Source organism: Sphingomonas sp. Sph1(2015), assembly GCF_001970915.1.
Taxonomy (GTDB): domain Bacteria; phylum Pseudomonadota; class Alphaproteobacteria; order Sphingomonadales; family Sphingomonadaceae; genus Sphingomonas; species Sphingomonas parapaucimobilis.
This window is the reverse complement of the sequence record NZ_MQUI01000034.1, coordinates 24,095-40,607: the sequence shown is the minus strand read 5'-3', so window position 1 is coordinate 40,607 and position 16,513 is coordinate 24,095. Positions and strand designations below refer to the sequence as shown.

General features: G+C 66.4%; 14 protein-coding genes. 8 read left to right on the top strand and 6 right to left on the bottom strand.

Going from position 1 to position 16,513, the window contains the following annotated elements; genetic code table 11:
• The 3 genes from BSZ14_RS13595 to BSZ14_RS13585 all read left to right on the top strand — a co-directional run.
• A partial coding sequence (locus BSZ14_RS13595) for a DUF721 domain-containing protein (protein ID WP_241823760.1) occupies positions 1-474 on the top strand: 474 nt, incomplete at its 5' end.
• Positions 474-1,169, top strand: a complete 696-nt coding sequence (locus BSZ14_RS13590) for a thioredoxin domain-containing protein (protein WP_052811392.1) — start codon at positions 474-476, stop codon at positions 1,167-1,169. The genes BSZ14_RS13595 and BSZ14_RS13590, both read left to right, overlap by 1 nt.
• A 29-nt stretch (positions 1,170-1,198) precedes the next feature.
• Positions 1,199-1,939, top strand: coding sequence for a DsbA family protein (locus BSZ14_RS13585; protein WP_042484361.1), 741 nt, complete (start codon positions 1,199-1,201; stop codon positions 1,937-1,939).
• 582 nt (positions 1,940-2,521) lie between these two features.
• Here BSZ14_RS13585 and groL read toward each other — a convergent pair.
• Together groL and groES are read right to left on the bottom strand one after the other, a co-directional pair.
• On the bottom strand, positions 2,522-4,162 hold the full coding sequence (groL, locus tag BSZ14_RS13580) for a chaperonin GroEL (protein WP_042484186.1): 1,641 nt from the start codon (positions 4,160-4,162) through the stop codon (positions 2,522-2,524).
• A gap of 53 nt (positions 4,163-4,215) precedes the next feature.
• Positions 4,216-4,503: a co-chaperone GroES gene (gene groES, locus BSZ14_RS13575; protein WP_042484184.1), complete on the bottom strand. Its 288-nt coding sequence runs from the start codon at positions 4,501-4,503 to the stop codon at positions 4,216-4,218.
• 226 nt (positions 4,504-4,729) lie between these two features.
• Between groES and sppA the strand changes: the two genes are divergently transcribed.
• From sppA to BSZ14_RS19710, 5 genes are all read left to right on the top strand, one after another.
• Entirely contained in the window at positions 4,730-6,691 is a 1,962-nt protein-coding gene (gene sppA / locus BSZ14_RS13570; protein ID WP_083748258.1) for a signal peptide peptidase SppA, read from the top strand.
• Between the two features lie 221 nt (positions 6,692-6,912).
• Complete coding sequence (locus BSZ14_RS13560; RefSeq protein ID WP_076711317.1) at positions 6,913-7,503, top strand: GNAT family N-acetyltransferase; 591 nt, start codon at positions 6,913-6,915, stop codon at positions 7,501-7,503.
• Positions 7,504-8,145: 642 nt separating this feature from the next.
• Complete coding sequence (pgi, locus tag BSZ14_RS13555) at positions 8,146-9,639, top strand: glucose-6-phosphate isomerase (RefSeq protein ID WP_076711316.1); 1,494 nt, start codon at positions 8,146-8,148, stop codon at positions 9,637-9,639.
• A gap of 239 nt (positions 9,640-9,878) precedes the next feature.
• Positions 9,879-11,228, top strand: a complete 1,350-nt coding sequence (gene gor / locus BSZ14_RS13550) for a glutathione-disulfide reductase (protein WP_076711315.1) — start codon at positions 9,879-9,881, stop codon at positions 11,226-11,228.
• Positions 11,229-11,383: 155 nt separating this feature from the next.
• Entirely contained in the window at positions 11,384-11,548 is a 165-nt protein-coding gene (locus tag BSZ14_RS19710) for a hypothetical protein (protein ID WP_157013564.1), read from the top strand.
• A 3-nt stretch (positions 11,549-11,551) separates the two neighbouring features.
• Here BSZ14_RS19710 and BSZ14_RS13545 read toward each other — a convergent pair whose 3' ends face one another.
• The 4 genes from BSZ14_RS13545 to tilS all read right to left on the bottom strand — a co-directional run bounded on the left by BSZ14_RS13545 (position 11,552) and on the right by tilS (position 16,497).
• Positions 11,552-12,172: a glutathione S-transferase family protein gene (locus BSZ14_RS13545; RefSeq protein ID WP_076711325.1), complete on the bottom strand. Its 621-nt coding sequence runs from the start codon at positions 12,170-12,172 to the stop codon at positions 11,552-11,554.
• A gap of 32 nt (positions 12,173-12,204) precedes the next feature.
• Positions 12,205-13,101: a dienelactone hydrolase family protein gene (locus BSZ14_RS13540; protein ID WP_042484176.1), complete on the bottom strand. Its 897-nt coding sequence runs from the start codon at positions 13,099-13,101 to the stop codon at positions 12,205-12,207.
• Positions 13,102-13,402: 301 nt separating this feature from the next.
• Positions 13,403-15,370, bottom strand: coding sequence for an ATP-dependent zinc metalloprotease FtsH (gene ftsH / locus BSZ14_RS13535; RefSeq protein WP_042484174.1), 1,968 nt, complete (start codon positions 15,368-15,370; stop codon positions 13,403-13,405).
• Positions 15,371-15,504: 134 nt separating this feature from the next.
• Positions 15,505-16,497, bottom strand: coding sequence for a tRNA lysidine(34) synthetase TilS (gene tilS, locus BSZ14_RS13530; RefSeq protein WP_076711314.1), 993 nt, complete (start codon positions 16,495-16,497; stop codon positions 15,505-15,507).
• Positions 16,498-16,513 lie beyond the last annotated feature (16 nt).

Genomic DNA, 16,513 nt, shown 5'->3' with positions numbered 1-16,513 from the left:
TCCAACCGCCCCCGCGCGGTGTCCGAACTGCTGCCCGCCATCGGCGGCGCGGCCTTTCGCCGCTTCGGCTTCGTGCAGAGCGCGATCGTCAGCCGCTGGCCCGATATCGTCGGCCCCCGCCTGTCCACCGCCAGCGCGCCCGAATCAATTCGCTTCCCGCAGGGCGAGAAGCAGAACGGCGTGCTGACCCTGGTCGTGCGCGGGGCGCACGCGCCGATGATGCAGCATATCGCGCCCGAGATCATCGAACGGGTGAACCGCTTCTTCGGTTATCCCGCAGTTGCCCGGCTCCAGATCCGGCAGGGCGAACTGCCCATGGCCGCGCCGCGTCGTGCCGCCCCGCCCAAGCCGCAGCCGGTGCCGCCGGAAATGGGTGACGGATTGCGCCAGATCGCGGACCCGGAACTTCGCGCCGTGCTCGAATCGCTTGCCGCGGGCGTCGCTGCGACGCGCGGCCTTCCCAAGGTGTCGTGATGCGTCTTTTCCTGTCGCTGGCCGCGCTCGGCCTTGCGGTGGCCGCCGGTTCGGCCCAGTCCGCCCAGGCCCAGCACAAGGGCGTGAACTGGGCGAGCCATATCACCCAGACGCCCGCCGGGGCCTATGTCATCGGCAATCCGGCGGCACGGGTGAAGCTGGTCGAATATGTCAGCTATACCTGCCCGCATTGCGCCGTCTTCACCACCGAATCGGCCCCCGTGCTGAAAGGACAGATGGTTCGGTCGGGCTCGACCAGCATCGAGATCCGCCATTTCATCCGCGACCGGCTGGACCTGGCCGCCGCCCTTATCGCGCGCTGCGGCGGGGCGGGCAAATTTGCCGGACTGAGCGACACGATCTTTGCGCAGCAGCGCGACTGGCTGAAGCGCGGCATGGAGTTCGACCAGGCCAATGGCCAGCGGATCGCCGCCTATCCCGCCGCCGCGCAGATGCGTGCCGAGGCAGACGGATCGGGCCTGACCGCGATCGGCAAGAGCGCCGGGCTGAGCGATGCGCAGATCACCGCCTGCCTGTCGGACCGGGCCGCCACCGACCGGATCGTCGCGATGACCACCGCCGCCCCCGACTCGATCGAGGGCACGCCCGGTTTCTTCATCAACGGCAAACAGGCCATGGGCGTCTTTACCTGGGACAAGCTGCTGCCGCTGCTGCGCGCAGGCGGCGCCCGCTAAATCCTTCTTTTCCTTCGGAGCATATGTCGATGAAGTCTCGTCTCCTCCTCCTCGCCCTTCCGCTGGCGCTGGCCGCCTGTGGTGGCGGCAATGGCGACGCCAACAGCAGCGCCCCGGCCGCTTCGCCGCTGCCCGCGGTCGCTGCGCCCGCGGGCCAGGACTGGACCCAGGTCGTCAGCAAGACCGCCGAGGGCTATGTGATGGGCAACCCCAACGCGCCGATCAAGCTGGTCGAATATGGCTCGCGCCTGTGCCCGGCCTGCGGCGCCTTCGCGCGCGAGGGGTATGAGCCGCTGACGAACAATTACGTCAAGTCGGGCAAGGTCAGCTGGGAATTCCGCGAATTCCTGATCCACGGCGCGCCCGACCTTCCCCCGGCGCTGCTCGGCATCTGTGCGGGCGAGGCGACCTTCTTCCCGGTGCTGGAACAGATGTACCAGTCGCAACAGGGCTTCAACGACAAGCTCCAGGCGATGAGCCCCGAGCAGCAGAAGGCGCTGCAGAACGCCAAGCCGGTCGACGTCATCAAGGCGCTGGCCGACCAGATGGACCTCATCAACTTCGTCAAGCAGCGCGGCATTCCCGAAGCCAAGGCGCGCCAGTGCCTGAGCGACATGACGCAGATCGACCGCCTGACCAAGCAGACCCAGGATCGCGGTGCCGACGGCACCGTGACGGGCACGCCGACCTTCATCCTGAACGGCAAGCCGCTGAAGGGCGCGGTCAGCTGGCCGGACGTGCAGGCGGCGCTGAAGAACGCGGGCGCGTAAGCGGGTCTGACTTTCGGATTACGGAAAAGGCGGTCGGGCGAAGGTCCGGCCGCCTTTTTCCATGCCGCCTTCCGTACCCGGCGGAGGCCGTGACGATGTGCGTAGGTTTTGCCTCCACGCCATGTCCAGCGCCACCTCGAGCGCACCGAAACTGGACCCCGGCCTTCGCCGGGGTACGGGGCCTGCGGGGTGCGGGGCCTTTTATCGCCCCCCGACCATCACACCCCGTTCCCACCGAGCGAAGTCGAAGCGCACGCCCCGCCGTCTTCCCCGGAGAGTCCCATGGCCTTCGACTTCGCTCAGGCTGAACGGATGTAGGGAGCGCGGCACCCGGCGTGATCCTGGGAAGTAGGCCTCACCCCCAACCACCGTTCACGCTGAGCGAAGTCGAAGCGCACGACCCGGCCTAGCGCCAAGCGAGTCGCGTGGCCTTCGACTTCGCTCAGGCTGAACGATCGGTGGGATAACTGAACAGACAAAAAAAAGGCCCGGGGATCGCTCCCCAGGCCCTCTTTTGGCTGTGCCGCAAGGACAAGGCCGGTCCGGTTCCCGGCGGGTTGCCCCGCCGGTCCCCGATCCGACTTAGAAGTCCATGCCGCCCATGCCGCCCATGCCACCACCGGCGGGCATGGCGGGCTTGTCGTCGGGCAGCTCGGCCACGGTGGCTTCCGTGGTGATCAGCAGCCCTGCGACCGACGCCGCGTTCTGGAGCGCGGTGCGCACGACCTTGGTCGGGTCGATGACGCCAGCCGTCACCAGGTTCTCATAGGTATCGGTCGACGCGTTGAAGCCGAACGAGGTGTCGTTCTGGTCGAGCAGCTTGCCCGACACGACCGCACCGTCATGACCGGCGTTCTGGGCGATCTGGCGAACCAGCGCGGTCAGCGACTTGCGAACGATGTCGATACCACGGGTCTGGTCGTCGTTGATGCCCTTGACGCCGTCCAGCGCCTTGGTCGCATACAGCAGCGCCGTACCACCACCGGGGACGATGCCCTCTTCGACGGCCGCGCGGGTCGCGTGCAGCGCGTCGTCGACGCGGTCCTTGCGCTCCTTGACCTCGACCTCGGTCGCACCGCCGACCTTGATGACGGCGACGCCGCCAGCGAGCTTGGCCAGACGCTCCTGGAGCTTCTCGCGGTCGTAATCGCTGGTGGTGTTCTCGATCTGCGCACGGATCGCCTCGGTGCGGCCCTTGATCGCGTCGGCTTCACCCGCACCATCGACGATGGTGGTGTTGTCCTTGTCGATCGTGACGCGCTTGGCAGTGCCCAGCATGCCGACGGTAACGGTCTCGAGCTTGATGCCCAGGTCTTCCGAGATCAGCTCGCCCGCGGTCAGGATGGCGATGTCTTCCAGCATCGCCTTGCGACGATCGCCGAAGCCCGGTGCCTTGACCGCTGCGACCTTCAGGCCGCCGCGCAGCTTGTTGACGACCAGGGTCGCCAGCGCTTCGCCCTCGATGTCCTCGGCGATGATCAGGAGCGGACGGCCCGACTGGACGACAGCTTCCAGGATCGGGAGCATCGCCTGCAGGTTCGACAGCTTCTTCTCGTGGATCAGGATGTACGGGTCGTTCAGTTCGACCGTCATCTTTTCCGGGTTGGTGATGAAGTAGGGCGACAGGTAGCCACGGTCGAACTGCATGCCTTCGACGACGTCGAGCTCGAAATCGAGACCCTTCGCTTCCTCGACGGTGATCACGCCTTCCTTGCCGACCTTCTCCATGGCTTCGGCGATCTTCTCGCCGACTTCACGGTCGCCATTGGCCGAGATGATGCCGACCTGCGCCACTTCCGACGAACCCGACACGGGCTTCGAGCGCGACTTGATGTCCTCGGTCACCTTGGCGACGGCGATGTCGATGCCGCGCTTCAGGTCCATCGGGTTCATGCCGGCCGCGACCGACTTCATGCCCTCGCGGACGATCGCCTGGGCCAGGACGGTCGCGGTGGTGGTGCCGTCACCGGCGATGTCGTTGGTCTTCGACGCCACTTCGCGCACCATCTGCGCGCCCATATTCTCGAACTTGTCCTTCAGTTCGATTTCCTTGGCGACCGAAACGCCGTCCTTGGTGATGCGCGGGGCACCGAACGACTTGTCGATCACGACGTTGCGGCCCTTCGGCCCCAGCGTGACCTTGACGGCATCGGCGAGGATGTCGACGCCCTTCATGATGCGCTCACGCGCGTCGCGCGAAAACTTGACTTCCTTGGCTGCCATGGTGGCTACCCTTTCAATAGAATGTCAGAAAAAACGGGAGGAAAACCGGTCGCTCAGCCGATGATGCCGAGGATATCCGATTCCTTCATGATGAGCAGGTCTTCACCGTTCACCTTGACCTCGGTGCCCGACCACTTGCCGAACAGGATGCGGTCGCCCGCCTTCACGTCCAGCGGCGTGACCTTGCCGTCTTCGGCCTTCGCGCCCGAACCGGCGGCGACGACTTCGCCCTCCTGGGGCTTTTCCTTGGCGGTATCCGGGATGATGATCCCGCCAGCCGTCTTTTCCTCGGCCTCGACGCGACGGACGAGAACGCGGTCGTGCAACGGACGAAAGTTCATTGCCATGTCCCTTTAATCTGGCGTGTTACACTTTTCTGGCACTCGAGCCATGCGAGTGCCAACGCCCCGGATATGTGAACGGGCATTCAGGGCGTCAACGCCCGCCTGCAAAAAATTTCGACGAAGCGTGGCGCGGGTGGGAACAAAATCGGGGCCGCCCGCCCCGCGTATTGGCTCGCTAACACGGACCATTGCCGAGCATTCGTCGCTGGGGTAGCGATAGGGAATGACCGACGCCCGCGCCGACGCGCTTCCGCCCGCCTCTCCGCTCGACCAGGATTTCAGCCGACCGGGGCGCAAGCCCGGACGGCGCAGCGGGTGGCGACTGGTCCGGGGCGCGTGGCGGCTGCTGGTCGGCATCAAGGATTTCCTGGTGCTGGCCGCCATGCTGCTGTTCTTCGGCCTGATCTTCGCCGCGCTCAACGCCCGGCCGGGGACCAAAGCGATCACCGACGGCGCGCTGCTGCTGAAGCTGGACGGCCCGATCGTCGAACAGCCCGAGGCGATCGCCCCGCTCGCCATGCTGTCGGGGCGCAGCGTGCCGCATCAATATCGCCTGCGCGATCTCGTCCGCGCGATCGACGCGGCGAAGGACGATGGCCGCGTCAAGGTACTGGTCCTCGACCTGGATGCGTTCGGCGGCGCATACCCCGCGACCCTGCAAGAGGTCGGCGACGCGATCCAGCGCTTCCGTAAAGGCGGCAAGCCGGTGCTGGCCTATGCCACCGCCTATACCGACGGCGCCTATCGCCTGGCGGCCAATGCCAGCGAGATCTGGGTCAATCCGCTGGGTGGCACGCTGTTCACTGGCCCCGGCGGCAACCAGCTTTATTACAAGGGCCTGATCGACAAGCTGGGCGTCACCACCCATGTCTACCGCGTCGGCAAGTTCAAATCCTTTGTCGAACCCTATATCCGCAGCGACCAAAGCCCCGATGCGCGCGCCGCGTCGCAAGCGCTGTACGGCACGTTGTTCGCCCAGTGGCGCGAAGCGGTCGCCAAGGCCCGGCCCAAGGCGCAGATCGACGCCTTCCTGACCCAGCCCGACCGCGCCGTGCTCGCCGCGAACGGCAGCATCGCCGATGCCAATCTGAAGGCCGGCCTGGTCGACAAGCTGGGCGACAAGCTGGCCTTCGGCAAGCGCGTGGCCGAGATTGCGGGAGCGGAGGCGGACAAGCCCGCAGGCGCGTTCCGCACCATCTCCTATGCCGCCTGGGTCAAGGCGAACCCGCTGCCGACCAAGGGCGATGCGATCGGCGTGCTGACCATTGCGGGCAATATCGTCGATGGCGAGGCCGGCCCCGGCACCGCGGCGGGTGAGACGGTGTCCAAGGCACTGCTCGACGGCCTTGCCAAGAAGAATCTGAAGGCGCTGGTCGTCCGCGTCGACTCGCCGGGCGGCTCGGTGCTGGCCTCCGAACAAATCCGCCAGGCGATCCTTGAGGCCAAGCGGCAGAAGCTGCCCGTCATCGTCTCGATGGGTGGCCTCGCGGCGTCGGGCGGCTATTGGGTGTCGACCCCGGCCGACCTGATCTTCGCCGAGCCGGGCACGATCACCGGATCGATCGGCATCTTCGGCATCATCCCGACCTTCGAGAATACGCTCGCCAAGATCGGCGTTACCACCGACGGGGTGAAGACCACGCCGCTGACCGGCCAGCCCGACGTGCTGGGCGGCACGACGCCGATGCTCGACACCATCCTGCAGGCGGGGATCGAGAATGGCTATCGCCAGTTCCTGACCCGCGTCGCCCAATCGCGCCACATGACGCCCGAAAAGGTCGACACCATCGCGCAGGGCCGCGTCTGGGACGGCGGCACCGCGCGCCAGATCGGACTGGTCGACCGCTTCGGCAACCTGTCCGACGCCATCGCCGAGGCCGCCCGCCGCGCCAAGCTGGACCCGGCCAAGGTCCATGCCGAATATCTGGAAAAGAAGCCGGGCTTTGCCGCGACGCTGGTCGAAGGGTTCGACAGCGACGATGACAGCCAGCAGGGCGGCGACGTCTTCGCCATCGCGGCGGCCGAACGCCGCGCGGTGGCAGCGCGCGCGCTGGGCGATGTCGCGCGGCTGGCGCGGGGCGGCTCGGTCCAGGCGAAATGCCTGGAGTGCGGCGCGCTGGGTCCGGTGGGCACGGCCAGCGACGAGCGGCTGCTCGACCTGCTGATCGCGCGACTGGGGCTGTAACTTTTACGCGCAGACAATGCCCAGCCTCCCCCACTCCCGTTCAGCCTGAGCGAAGTCGAAGGCCAAGGGACGCCCTCGCCTCAAGCGCGGGGCGTGCATTTCGACTTCGCTCAGTGCGAACGGATGGGGGACTTGGCGCAAAAGGCAAAGAATGCTGGCCCCTTCCGCAGCACGGCCCCCCGCGCTACCCAGTCTCATCGCTTCAGGAGACGCAAAGCCCCATGATCGCCATCCGCGCCGCCCGCCCCGATGACGCCGCCGCCATCGCCGCCATCTATGCGCCGCATGTGCTGGCGGGCGTCGTGTCGTTCGAGACCCAGGCCCCCGACGCCGATACGATGCGCGCGCGGATGGAGGGGGCGGACGGCCTCTATCCCTGGATCGTCGCGACGTTGGCCGACGAAGAAGGCCGTGAAGATGCGGTGATCGGCTATGCCTATGCCGCGCGCTTCCGCGAGCGCGAGGCCTATCGCTGGGTGGTCGAGACGACCATCTACGTCGCCGACGTGTCGCAGCGTTCGGGCATCGGGCGGCTACTGTACGAGGCACTGGTCGACACGCTGACCGCGCAAGGCTTCACCCAGGCGATGGGCGTGATCGCGCTGCCCAATGACGGCTCGATCAAGCTGCACGAAGCCGTCGGCTTCCGCCGCGCGGGCGTCTTCCGCGAAGTCGGCCACAAGCATGGCCGCTGGATCGACGTCGGCTACTGGCAGCGCGAACTCGCCGAACCCGCCCCCCACCCCGCCGAACCGAAGCGCTTCGCCAATATCGGCGTGGTCCGCGATCCGGTGGCGGGGAAGCATCGGTAAGGCAAAACACTAAGGCCGATCGACATTCATCTATTCCTCCCCTGGCAGGGGAGGTGGCAGGCCGAAGGCCTGACGGAGGGGTGTCCCGCTGGAACAGGCGGGTCAACGATCGCGACCGGAACACCCCTCCACCAGCTTCGCTGGTCCCTCTCCCCTTGCAGGGGAGGAATGAAGACAACACGCGCTGAATGTCGATTGGGCCTAATTCCGCGTTCAGCCGTGCATTAGGACGATTACATCTAAAACCTTGCAATATGTCATTGACGACGCATCATACCGCCGCAACCACAAATGGATGCGGCCATGGTCACCGGAAGCGTGGGCAGGTACGGCATTAATCGGCGCGAAGACGTTGCCTTGGTCCAAGCGCTATCTCGGTCTATCGCGCATCGGACCTAAGTCGTATCCGGGTCGAGCCACGCTGCCGCAAACCGCATTTCGCGTCGGAACGCATTCTGCAATGCGCGGGGCAGCGTGTCGGCGGCATGGGCGACATCGTCGAGGCACCGCGACGGATCGATCTTTAATATCCGGCATCGCCCTGCCCCACCATACCAATCTAAGGCTTGGCTTTGCCCGCCCGCTTTGGCTAACGCCGTGAGGGAAGCCCTTCGGGGCACGCGCAAGGAAGGAACAGGCATCATGGCTGCCGACTGGTCGACGATCGAATCGCTCCCGCAGACCCCGCTTCTCGATCTTTTCGCGAATGATCCCAACCGGCTGGCCTCGCTCAGCCTGGACGTGGCGGGCATCCATTTCGACTGGTCCAAGACGCACCTCACCCGCGAGGCCGTCACCGCCTTCGCCGACCTCGCCAAGGCGAGCGGGCTGGCCGCCAAGCGTGACGCGCTGTTCGGCGGCGAGGTCGTCAACGTCACCGAAGGCCGCGCGGTCGAGCACACCGCCGAGCGTGGCGAGGGCAATCCCGAAAGCGTCGCCACCGCGCGCCAGTCGCACGCCCGGATGCGCGCGCTGATCGACGCGATCGAGGCCGAGGCACTCGGCCCGATCCGCCATGTCCTGCATATCGGCATCGGCGGCTCGGCGCTCGGCCCCGACCTGCTGGTCGACGCGCTGGGCCGTGACAGCGACCGTTACGACGTGGCGATCGTCTCGAACGTCGACGGCGTCGCGCTGGAGGAGGTGTTCAAACGCTTCGACCCCGCCGCCACGCTGCTGGTCGTCGCCTCCAAGACCTTCACCACCACCGAGACGATGCTGAACGCCACCTCGGCGCTCCAGTGGATGACCGAGAGCGGTGTCGAGGATCCCTATGGCAAGGTGATCGCGCTGACCGCCAACCCGGAAAAGGCGGTGGAATGGGGCGTGGACGAGACGCGCATCCTGCCCTTCGCCGAATCGGTCGGCGGTCGGTATTCGCTCTGGTCGACGATCGGCTTCCCCGCCGCGCTGGGCCTGGGCTGGGATGCGTTCGAGGAACTGCTGGAGGGGGCGGCCGAGATGGACCGCCACTTCCGCCTCACCGACCTTAGCCAGAACGCACCCGCACTCGCCGCCTTTGCCGACCTCTATTACACCCAGGTCCGCCATGCCGAGACGCGCGCGCCCTTCGCCTATGACGAGCGCCTGCGCCTCCTGCCCTCCTATCTCCAGCAGCTGGAGATGGAGTCGAACGGCAAGGGCGTGACCGTCGACGGCCAGCCGGTCGGCCGTCCCACCGCCGCCATCACCTGGGGCGGGGTCGGCACCGACGCGCAGCACGCGGTGTTCCAGCTGCTCCACCAGGGCACGCACCTCGTCCCCGTCGAGTTCATCGCGGTCATCGAGCCGGGCGATGTGCTGAGCGACGATCACCATCGCCAGCTGCTGCTCAATGCCTTTGCGCAGGGCGCCGCGCTGATGAAGGGCAAACAGGCCGATGACCCCGCGCGCAGCTATTCGGGCGATCGTCCGTCCTCGACCATCCTGCTCGATACGCTCGACCCGCGCACGCTGGGCGCGCTGATCGCATTCTACGAGCATCGCGTGTTCGTGAACGGCGTGCTGCTCGGCATCAACAGCTTCGACCAGTTCGGCGTCGAGCTGGGCAAGGAAATGGCCAAGGCGGCCGATCAGGGCGGGCAGGAGTTCGACCCCTCGACCGAGGACCTGATCAAGCGGGCTTTTGGCGAATAACTGTCCTCCCCGCTCGCGGGGAGGTGGCAGGCCGCAGGCCTGACGGAGGGGGGCTTCCTCACAGGATATCCTTTGTGGAACGCCCCCTCCACCATGCTTCGCATGGTCCCCCTCCCCGCAAGCGGGAAGGATGAACATCATTTCCGATCACTGTCAGGGGGACGCTGAACTTGGCTCGGCGTCCCCCGTTATGCTTTCAGGCGGCTGAACCGCCCCCAATTCCCGGAGAAACCGTTCCCATGGCTGAGTATGACTATGACCTGTTCGTCATCGGTGCAGGGTCGGGGGGCACGCGCGCCTCGCGGGTCGCGGCGGCACATGGCGCGCGCGTGGCGGTGGCCGAGGAATATCGGGTCGGCGGCACCTGCGTCATTCGTGGCTGTGTGCCCAAGAAGCTGCTCGTCTATGGCGCGCATTTCGCCGAGGATCTGAAGGACGCGCGCCGCTTCGGCTGGCAGGTGCCGAGCGAGTGCGAATTTTCGTGGCAAACGCTGCGGGACAATGTGCTGGCGGAAGTCGACCGGCTGAACGGCGCGTACAAGAAGACGCTGGAGAGCCACAATGTCGAGATCATCGACCAGCGCGCCGTCGTCACCGGCCCCAACAGCGTCCGCCTGGCCGACGGGACCGAGAAGACCGCCGAACGCATCCTGATCGCGGTCGGCGCGCATCCGGCCGTCCCCTCCTGCCCCGGTCACGAGCATGGCATCACCTCCAACGAGGCGTTCCATCTGGACGCCATCCCCAAGCGTGTGCTGATCGCCGGCGCGGGCTATATCGCCAATGAATTTGCGGGCGTCTTCCACCAGTTCGGCGCGCACGTCACGCTGATCAATCGCAGCAAGGACATATTGCGCGGTTACGACCTGACGATCCGCGACCGGCTGCTCCAGATCTCGATGATGAAGGGGATCGAATTCCGCTTCGACGCGACGTTCGAGGGGATCGAGAAGATGGACGATGGCTGCCTGAAGGTATCCATGTCCAACCACGAGCCGATGATCGTCGACCTGGTGATGTTCGCGACCGGCCGCCTTCCCAATACCCATGGCCTGGGGCTGGAGACGGCCGGTGTCGAGTTGGACGATCATGGCGCGATCAAGGTGGACGAGGACAATCGCTCGACCTGCCCCAGCATCTATGCGGTCGGCGACGTGACCAACCGGGTTCAGCTGACCCCTGTTGCCATTCGCGAGGGACAGGCCTTTGCCGACACCGTGTTCGGCGGCAAGCCGACCCGTGTCGACTATGACTGCATCCCCGCCGCCGTGTTCAGCCATCCCCCGATGGCGGGCGTCGGCATGACCGAGGCGCAGGCGCGCCAGACCCTGGGGTCGGTGCAGGTCTATACCTCCGACTTCCGCCCGATGAAGAATGTCCTGGCGGGCCGCGAGGAACGCGCGCTCTACAAGATGGTATGCGACGGCGACACCGGCCGCGTGGTCGGGCTGCACATGATCGGCCCCGACGTGCCCGAAATCCTCCAGGCCGCCGCCATCGCGGTCAAGGCCGGGCTGACCAAGGCGCAGTTCGACGCCACCGTCGCGCTGCACCCGACCATGTCCGAGGAGCTGGTGCTGATGCGTTGAGGCTCAGTCGCCCCCCGGTGTCCCGCCGGGGGGCAGTTCGAAAAGACCAGCCTTATTTGCATATCGCGCGAAACTTTATTGCAGCTTAGTATTATATACATGTCGAGTCGTCAGGACGTTGGAACAGAGTCGTTGCGGTGGAAATGGAATCGAAGATGAGTGAGCATGGTGTCACCTTTGAGCAGGTCATCGCCTTCGCCAAGGCCGCGATGGACGGTGCGGATGCGCTGAACCAGCCGCTGGCGGGCAACCACATCGCCGCGGGACTCGAGATGCTGCGCGCTGCCCATCAACAGGCGGGAGCCGCCGCCGCGGTCTGATCGTCAGGCGTCTTCCGCGCTCTTGCCATCGTCCAAGGCACTGGCGCGCCGGTGGGCCGGGCGATTCTGCAAACGGCCGATATAGGCCATCATCGCATCGGTCCTGGGGATCAGCCCAAACTGGGTGAACCACATCAGCTGCGAGCCCAGATAGACATCCGCCGCCGTGAAGCGCTCGCCAGTGATATAGGGATGCTCGGCCACTGCCGCGCCGATAACACCCACAGCCCGGTCGAAATCGCCATAGCCTGCCATACGCCGCTGCTCGGGGGTCGGGTCCATGCCCATCGCGCGATTGGTGATCGCAGCTTCCAGCGGCCCCGCCGCGAAGAACAGCCAGCGATAATAACGCGCCCGCTCCTGCGGCAGCGGCGCCAGCTCGGCATCGGGAAAGGCATCGGCCAGATAGGCGCAGATGGCTGCCGTCTCCGTCACGACCTGGCCGAGATGGACGATGGCGGGCACCTTCATCATCGGATTGATCGCGCGATAGTCGGGCGCGATCATCGTCGTCCCATAATCCAGCACGACCGTGTCATAGGTCGCCCCCGTCTCCTCCAGCATCCAGCGCGCGATACGGCCCCGCGACTGGGGGTTGGTGTACAGCGTCAGGTCGGCGGTCATCAGGCTCTCCAAGGCGAAGGGAGGGGGCGGGATCAGGCGCGATCGAGATGACGGTGCAGAAAGGCGATGGTCCGCGACCAGGCCTGGGTCGCCGCCGCCGCGTTATAGCGCTCGGCCGAGCTGTCATTGTTGAAGGCATGGTCGACACCCGGATAGGTGAAGGCCTCGACCGGCCGCCCCGCCGCCTTCAGCGCCGCGACCCAGGGCTCGCCGGTCGCATTCACGCGCGCATCCTTGCCCGCATAATGGAGCATCAACGGTGCCTGGACCTTGGCCGCTTCGCCGGGATTGGGTGCGGGGCCGTAATAGGCCACGCCCGCCGCCAGCGTCGGGCCTGCCGCCACCGCCAGCCGGTTGACGAACGCCCCGCCCCAACAAAAGCCCACCACCCCGACGCGGCCGGTGCCGGTCTTGTCGGCGGCGGCATGGGCCATCATCGCGCGCGCCTGGGCCAGCGCCAGATCATAGTCGAGCGTTCCGATCAGCGTCCGCGCCCGATCCTCGTCCGCTGGCGTGCCGCCCTGTGGCGCGAGCAGATCGGGGGCAACCGCATGGAACCCGGCCAGCGCCACGCGCCGCGTGACATCCTCGATATGCGGGGTCAGCCCGCGATTCTCGTGGATGACCAGCACCGTCCCGATCCGCTTCTTCACGCCCCTGGGACTGGCGAGATAGGCGGCCGATCGCGCACCGGCCTCCATCCCCTCGCGGCGGTCGATGCGCAGCCGGGTGTCATGGGGGTCGGTCATTGCGGCGGCGGCGGGACTGGCGGAAATTCCCAGGATCAGCGCCTCGGCGGCGGCGACCGATCCCGCGAGTGCGGTCATCTGGCGCAAAAGGGTCCGGCGGTCGTGATGCTCATGGGTGAAGGCGTCATAGATACGCACCGCGCGGTCGCGCAGGGATTCATTCGGGGGGATATCGGTCATGCGGGCATCCTCCACTCCGGTCGCGGGTCCGGCATGGGTGCCGGTATTTATGCGAGTGTGATGGGGAGCTTAGTCGTGCAGGACGGCAGGGGCTAGGGTTGATGGGATGGGTTTGAGAGCGTGGCCTTCGACTTCGCTCAGGCTGAAAGGAGGGTGGGAGCTATTCCATGAGAGCCAGGCGGCAAATCCCCCCAGTCCGTTCAGCCTGACCGAAGTCGAAGGCCACGGGAAAACGCCCCCCCCCAAACAAAAAGGCCGCCCCCGCACCGGGGACGGCCCTTTCGTCAGCCTGGCCGCAAGATCACGCCCCCAACGGGCTCGGCGATCCGAACGGCCCGTTGCCGCGCCGCGTCTTCGGGATCGAGGTTCCCGCCTTGGCGATCGGCGCCGCTTTCAGCTTGGGATCGTCGCGACCGATATCGTCGCCCGCGATCAGCTTCTTGATCTCGTCACCCGACAGAGTCTCATATTCCAGCAGCGCCCCGGCCAGCAGGTGGAGCTGGTCGACATGCTCGGTCAGGACATGCTTGGCGCGGTGCAGGCCGCCCTCGACGATCGACTTGATCTCGTCGTCGATCAGCTGCGCCGTCTGGTTGGACATGCGCACCGGCTGGCTGGACGAATAGCCCAGGAAGCTCTCGCCCTCCGGCTGGGCATATTCGACAGGGCCGACCTTGTCCGACATGCCCCATTTCGTGACCATGTCGCGGGCCAGACCCGTGGCGTACTGGATGTCGCCGCTGGCACCGCTCGACACCTTGTCATAGCCGAAGATGATCTCTTCGGCGACGCGACCGCCCATGGCGACCGCCAGGTTCGCGTACATCTTGTCGCGGTGATAGCTGTACGAGTCGCGCTCCGGCAGGCGCATCACCATGCCCAGCGCACGACCGCGCGGGATGATCGTCGCCTTGTGGATCGGGTCCGACGCCGGTTCGTGCAGCGCAATGATCGCGTGGCCCGCCTCGTGATAGGCGGTCATCCGCTTCTCGTCCTCGGTCATGACCATGGAGCGGCGTTCCGCGCCCATCATGACCTTGTCCTTGGCTTCCTCGAACTCGGCATTGGCGACCAGGCGCTTGCCCTTGCGCGCCGCCATCAGCGCCGCTTCGTTGACGAGGTTGGCGAGGTCCGCGCCCGAAAAGCCCGGCGTGCCGCGCGCGATGACACGGGCGTCTACGTCGGGGGCCAGCGGCACCTTCTTCATATGGACTTCGAGGATCTTCACGCGGCCGTCGATGTCCGGGCGCGGCACCACGACCTGGCGGTCGAAGCGGCCTGGACGCAGCAGCGCCGGGTCGAGCACGTCGGGGCGGTTGGTCGCGGCGATGATGATGATGCCTTCATTGGCCTCGAAACCATCCATCTCGACCAGCAGCTGGTTCAGCGTCTGCTCGCGCTCGTCATTGCCGTTGCCCAGACCCGCGCCGCGATGGCGACCGACCGCGTCGATTTCGTCGATGAAGACGATGCAGGGAGCCGACTTCTTGGCCTGCTCGAACATGTCGCGCACGCGGCTGGCACCGACGCCGACGAACATCTCGACGAAGTCCGAACCCGAAATGGTGAAGAACGGCACGCCCGCTTCACCCGCGATCGCGCGGGCGAGCAGCGTCTTACCCGTACCCGGCGAGCCGACCAGCAGCGCGCCCTTCGGAATCTTGCCGCCCAGGCGGGCGAACTTCGAGGGATCCTTCAGGAACTCGACGATTTCCTGCAACTCTTCGCGCGCTTCGTCGATGCCGGCCACATCGTCGAAGGTCACCTTGCCTTCCTTCTGGGTCAGCATGCGCGCACGGCTCTTGCCGAAGCCCATCGCGCCGCTCGCGCCGCCGCCCTTCTGCATCTGGCGCAGCACGAAGAAGGCGATACCGATGAACAGGATGAACGGCAGCGAATTATAGAGCATCAGCATCCAGATGGACGGCCCTTCCTCGGTCTTCGCCGTGAAGGTCACGCCCTTCTCGCGCAGGCGTGGGATCAGCTGCGAATCGGGGACAGGCGTCGTGCGGAACTTCTCGCCCGAGGACAGCGTGCCGGTGATCGACTCGCGCGAGATCGTCGCGGTCTTCACCGTGCCCTCGTCGACCTTGTCCAGGAAGGTCGAATATTCGATCTGGTTGCCGCTCTGCGCCGAGGAACCCGCGCCCGACAGGCTGACGAACAGGGCGAGCGCCATCAGGATGCCCACCCAGATCAACAGGCTCTTCATCCAGGGGTTGCCGCCCCCATTGGGATCGGGGCTCTGCTGCTTGTCGTTGTCGTTCATCGGTGCCGGATACCTTTCAGCCTCCAAGATAGGCATGACGAGGTTAATGGCAATGGAACAAGACCGATCATTGTGATCGGGGCGCCTGACTTGATCCTCCCCGCGCTTCGCGCAGGGAGGATTGAAGAATGGGATCAGCCCGTCTTCCTCGGCGGGGCGGGCCGGAAACGCCAGACGCCCGAGCGGACGCTGGCGATCACGCCCGCCTGGGTCGCGCGACTGCCCTGCGCCAGCGATTCGAGCAGCTTTTCGATATTGCTCCCCTCGCTCCACGCCGGGCTTTCGATCCCGGCGGCGGCGCGGACCGTGCCGATCGCGCGGCGGGCCAGACGGCGGCCCAGCTCACGCGGGAGGTCGGCGGCCTGGATCCGGACATTGTCGCCATCGATCTGCGCCCGGTCGGCCCAAAGCCAGTCGACCGTCGCACGCAGGTCGGTATCCGCCTCGGCCAGCTGCGCCGCCGCACGCGCCAGTTGCGCCACGCCCAGCCACTCATGGCCATCGAGCAACTGCCGGAACCGGGTACGATCATGGCGCGGGTCGTGGTTGGCGGGATCGTCGACGAACGGGGCTTCGGCGCGGCGAACGATCCGGCGCAGCTCGGCGCGACGCCAGTCGAGCAGCGGGCGCAGAACCACCATATCGGCGATCACCGTCCGGGCGCGCACCCCCGACAGGCCCGACAGCCCGGCCCCGCGCGCGGCGCGCATCAGGAAGGTCTCGGCCTGATCGTCGGCATGATGCGCGGTGAGGATCGCCGCTGCACCGATCGCGCGAGCCTGTGCGGCAAGCAGGGCGTAGCGCACTTCACGCGCCTGGGACTGGATGCTCGCCCCAGCGATCGGCGTTTCGGGGCGCAAACCGTGATGCGGCACGCCCAGCTGGACGCAAAGATCGGCGACCATGCGCACCTCGTCCGCTGCCTCGGGTCGCAGGCCATGATCGACCGTCGCCACCGCGATCCGCCCCGGAAAGGCGGCCGCCGCCAGCGTCAGCATCGCCATGCTGTCCGGCCCGCCGGATACCGCCAGCAACAGCGGCGCCGCATCGGCATGGGGATCGTGAAGAAGCGTCAGATCGGCGACAAAGCGCGCAATCTGATCGGCGGCCGTGGCATCGGTGGCCATGATGCTCTCAAAACTG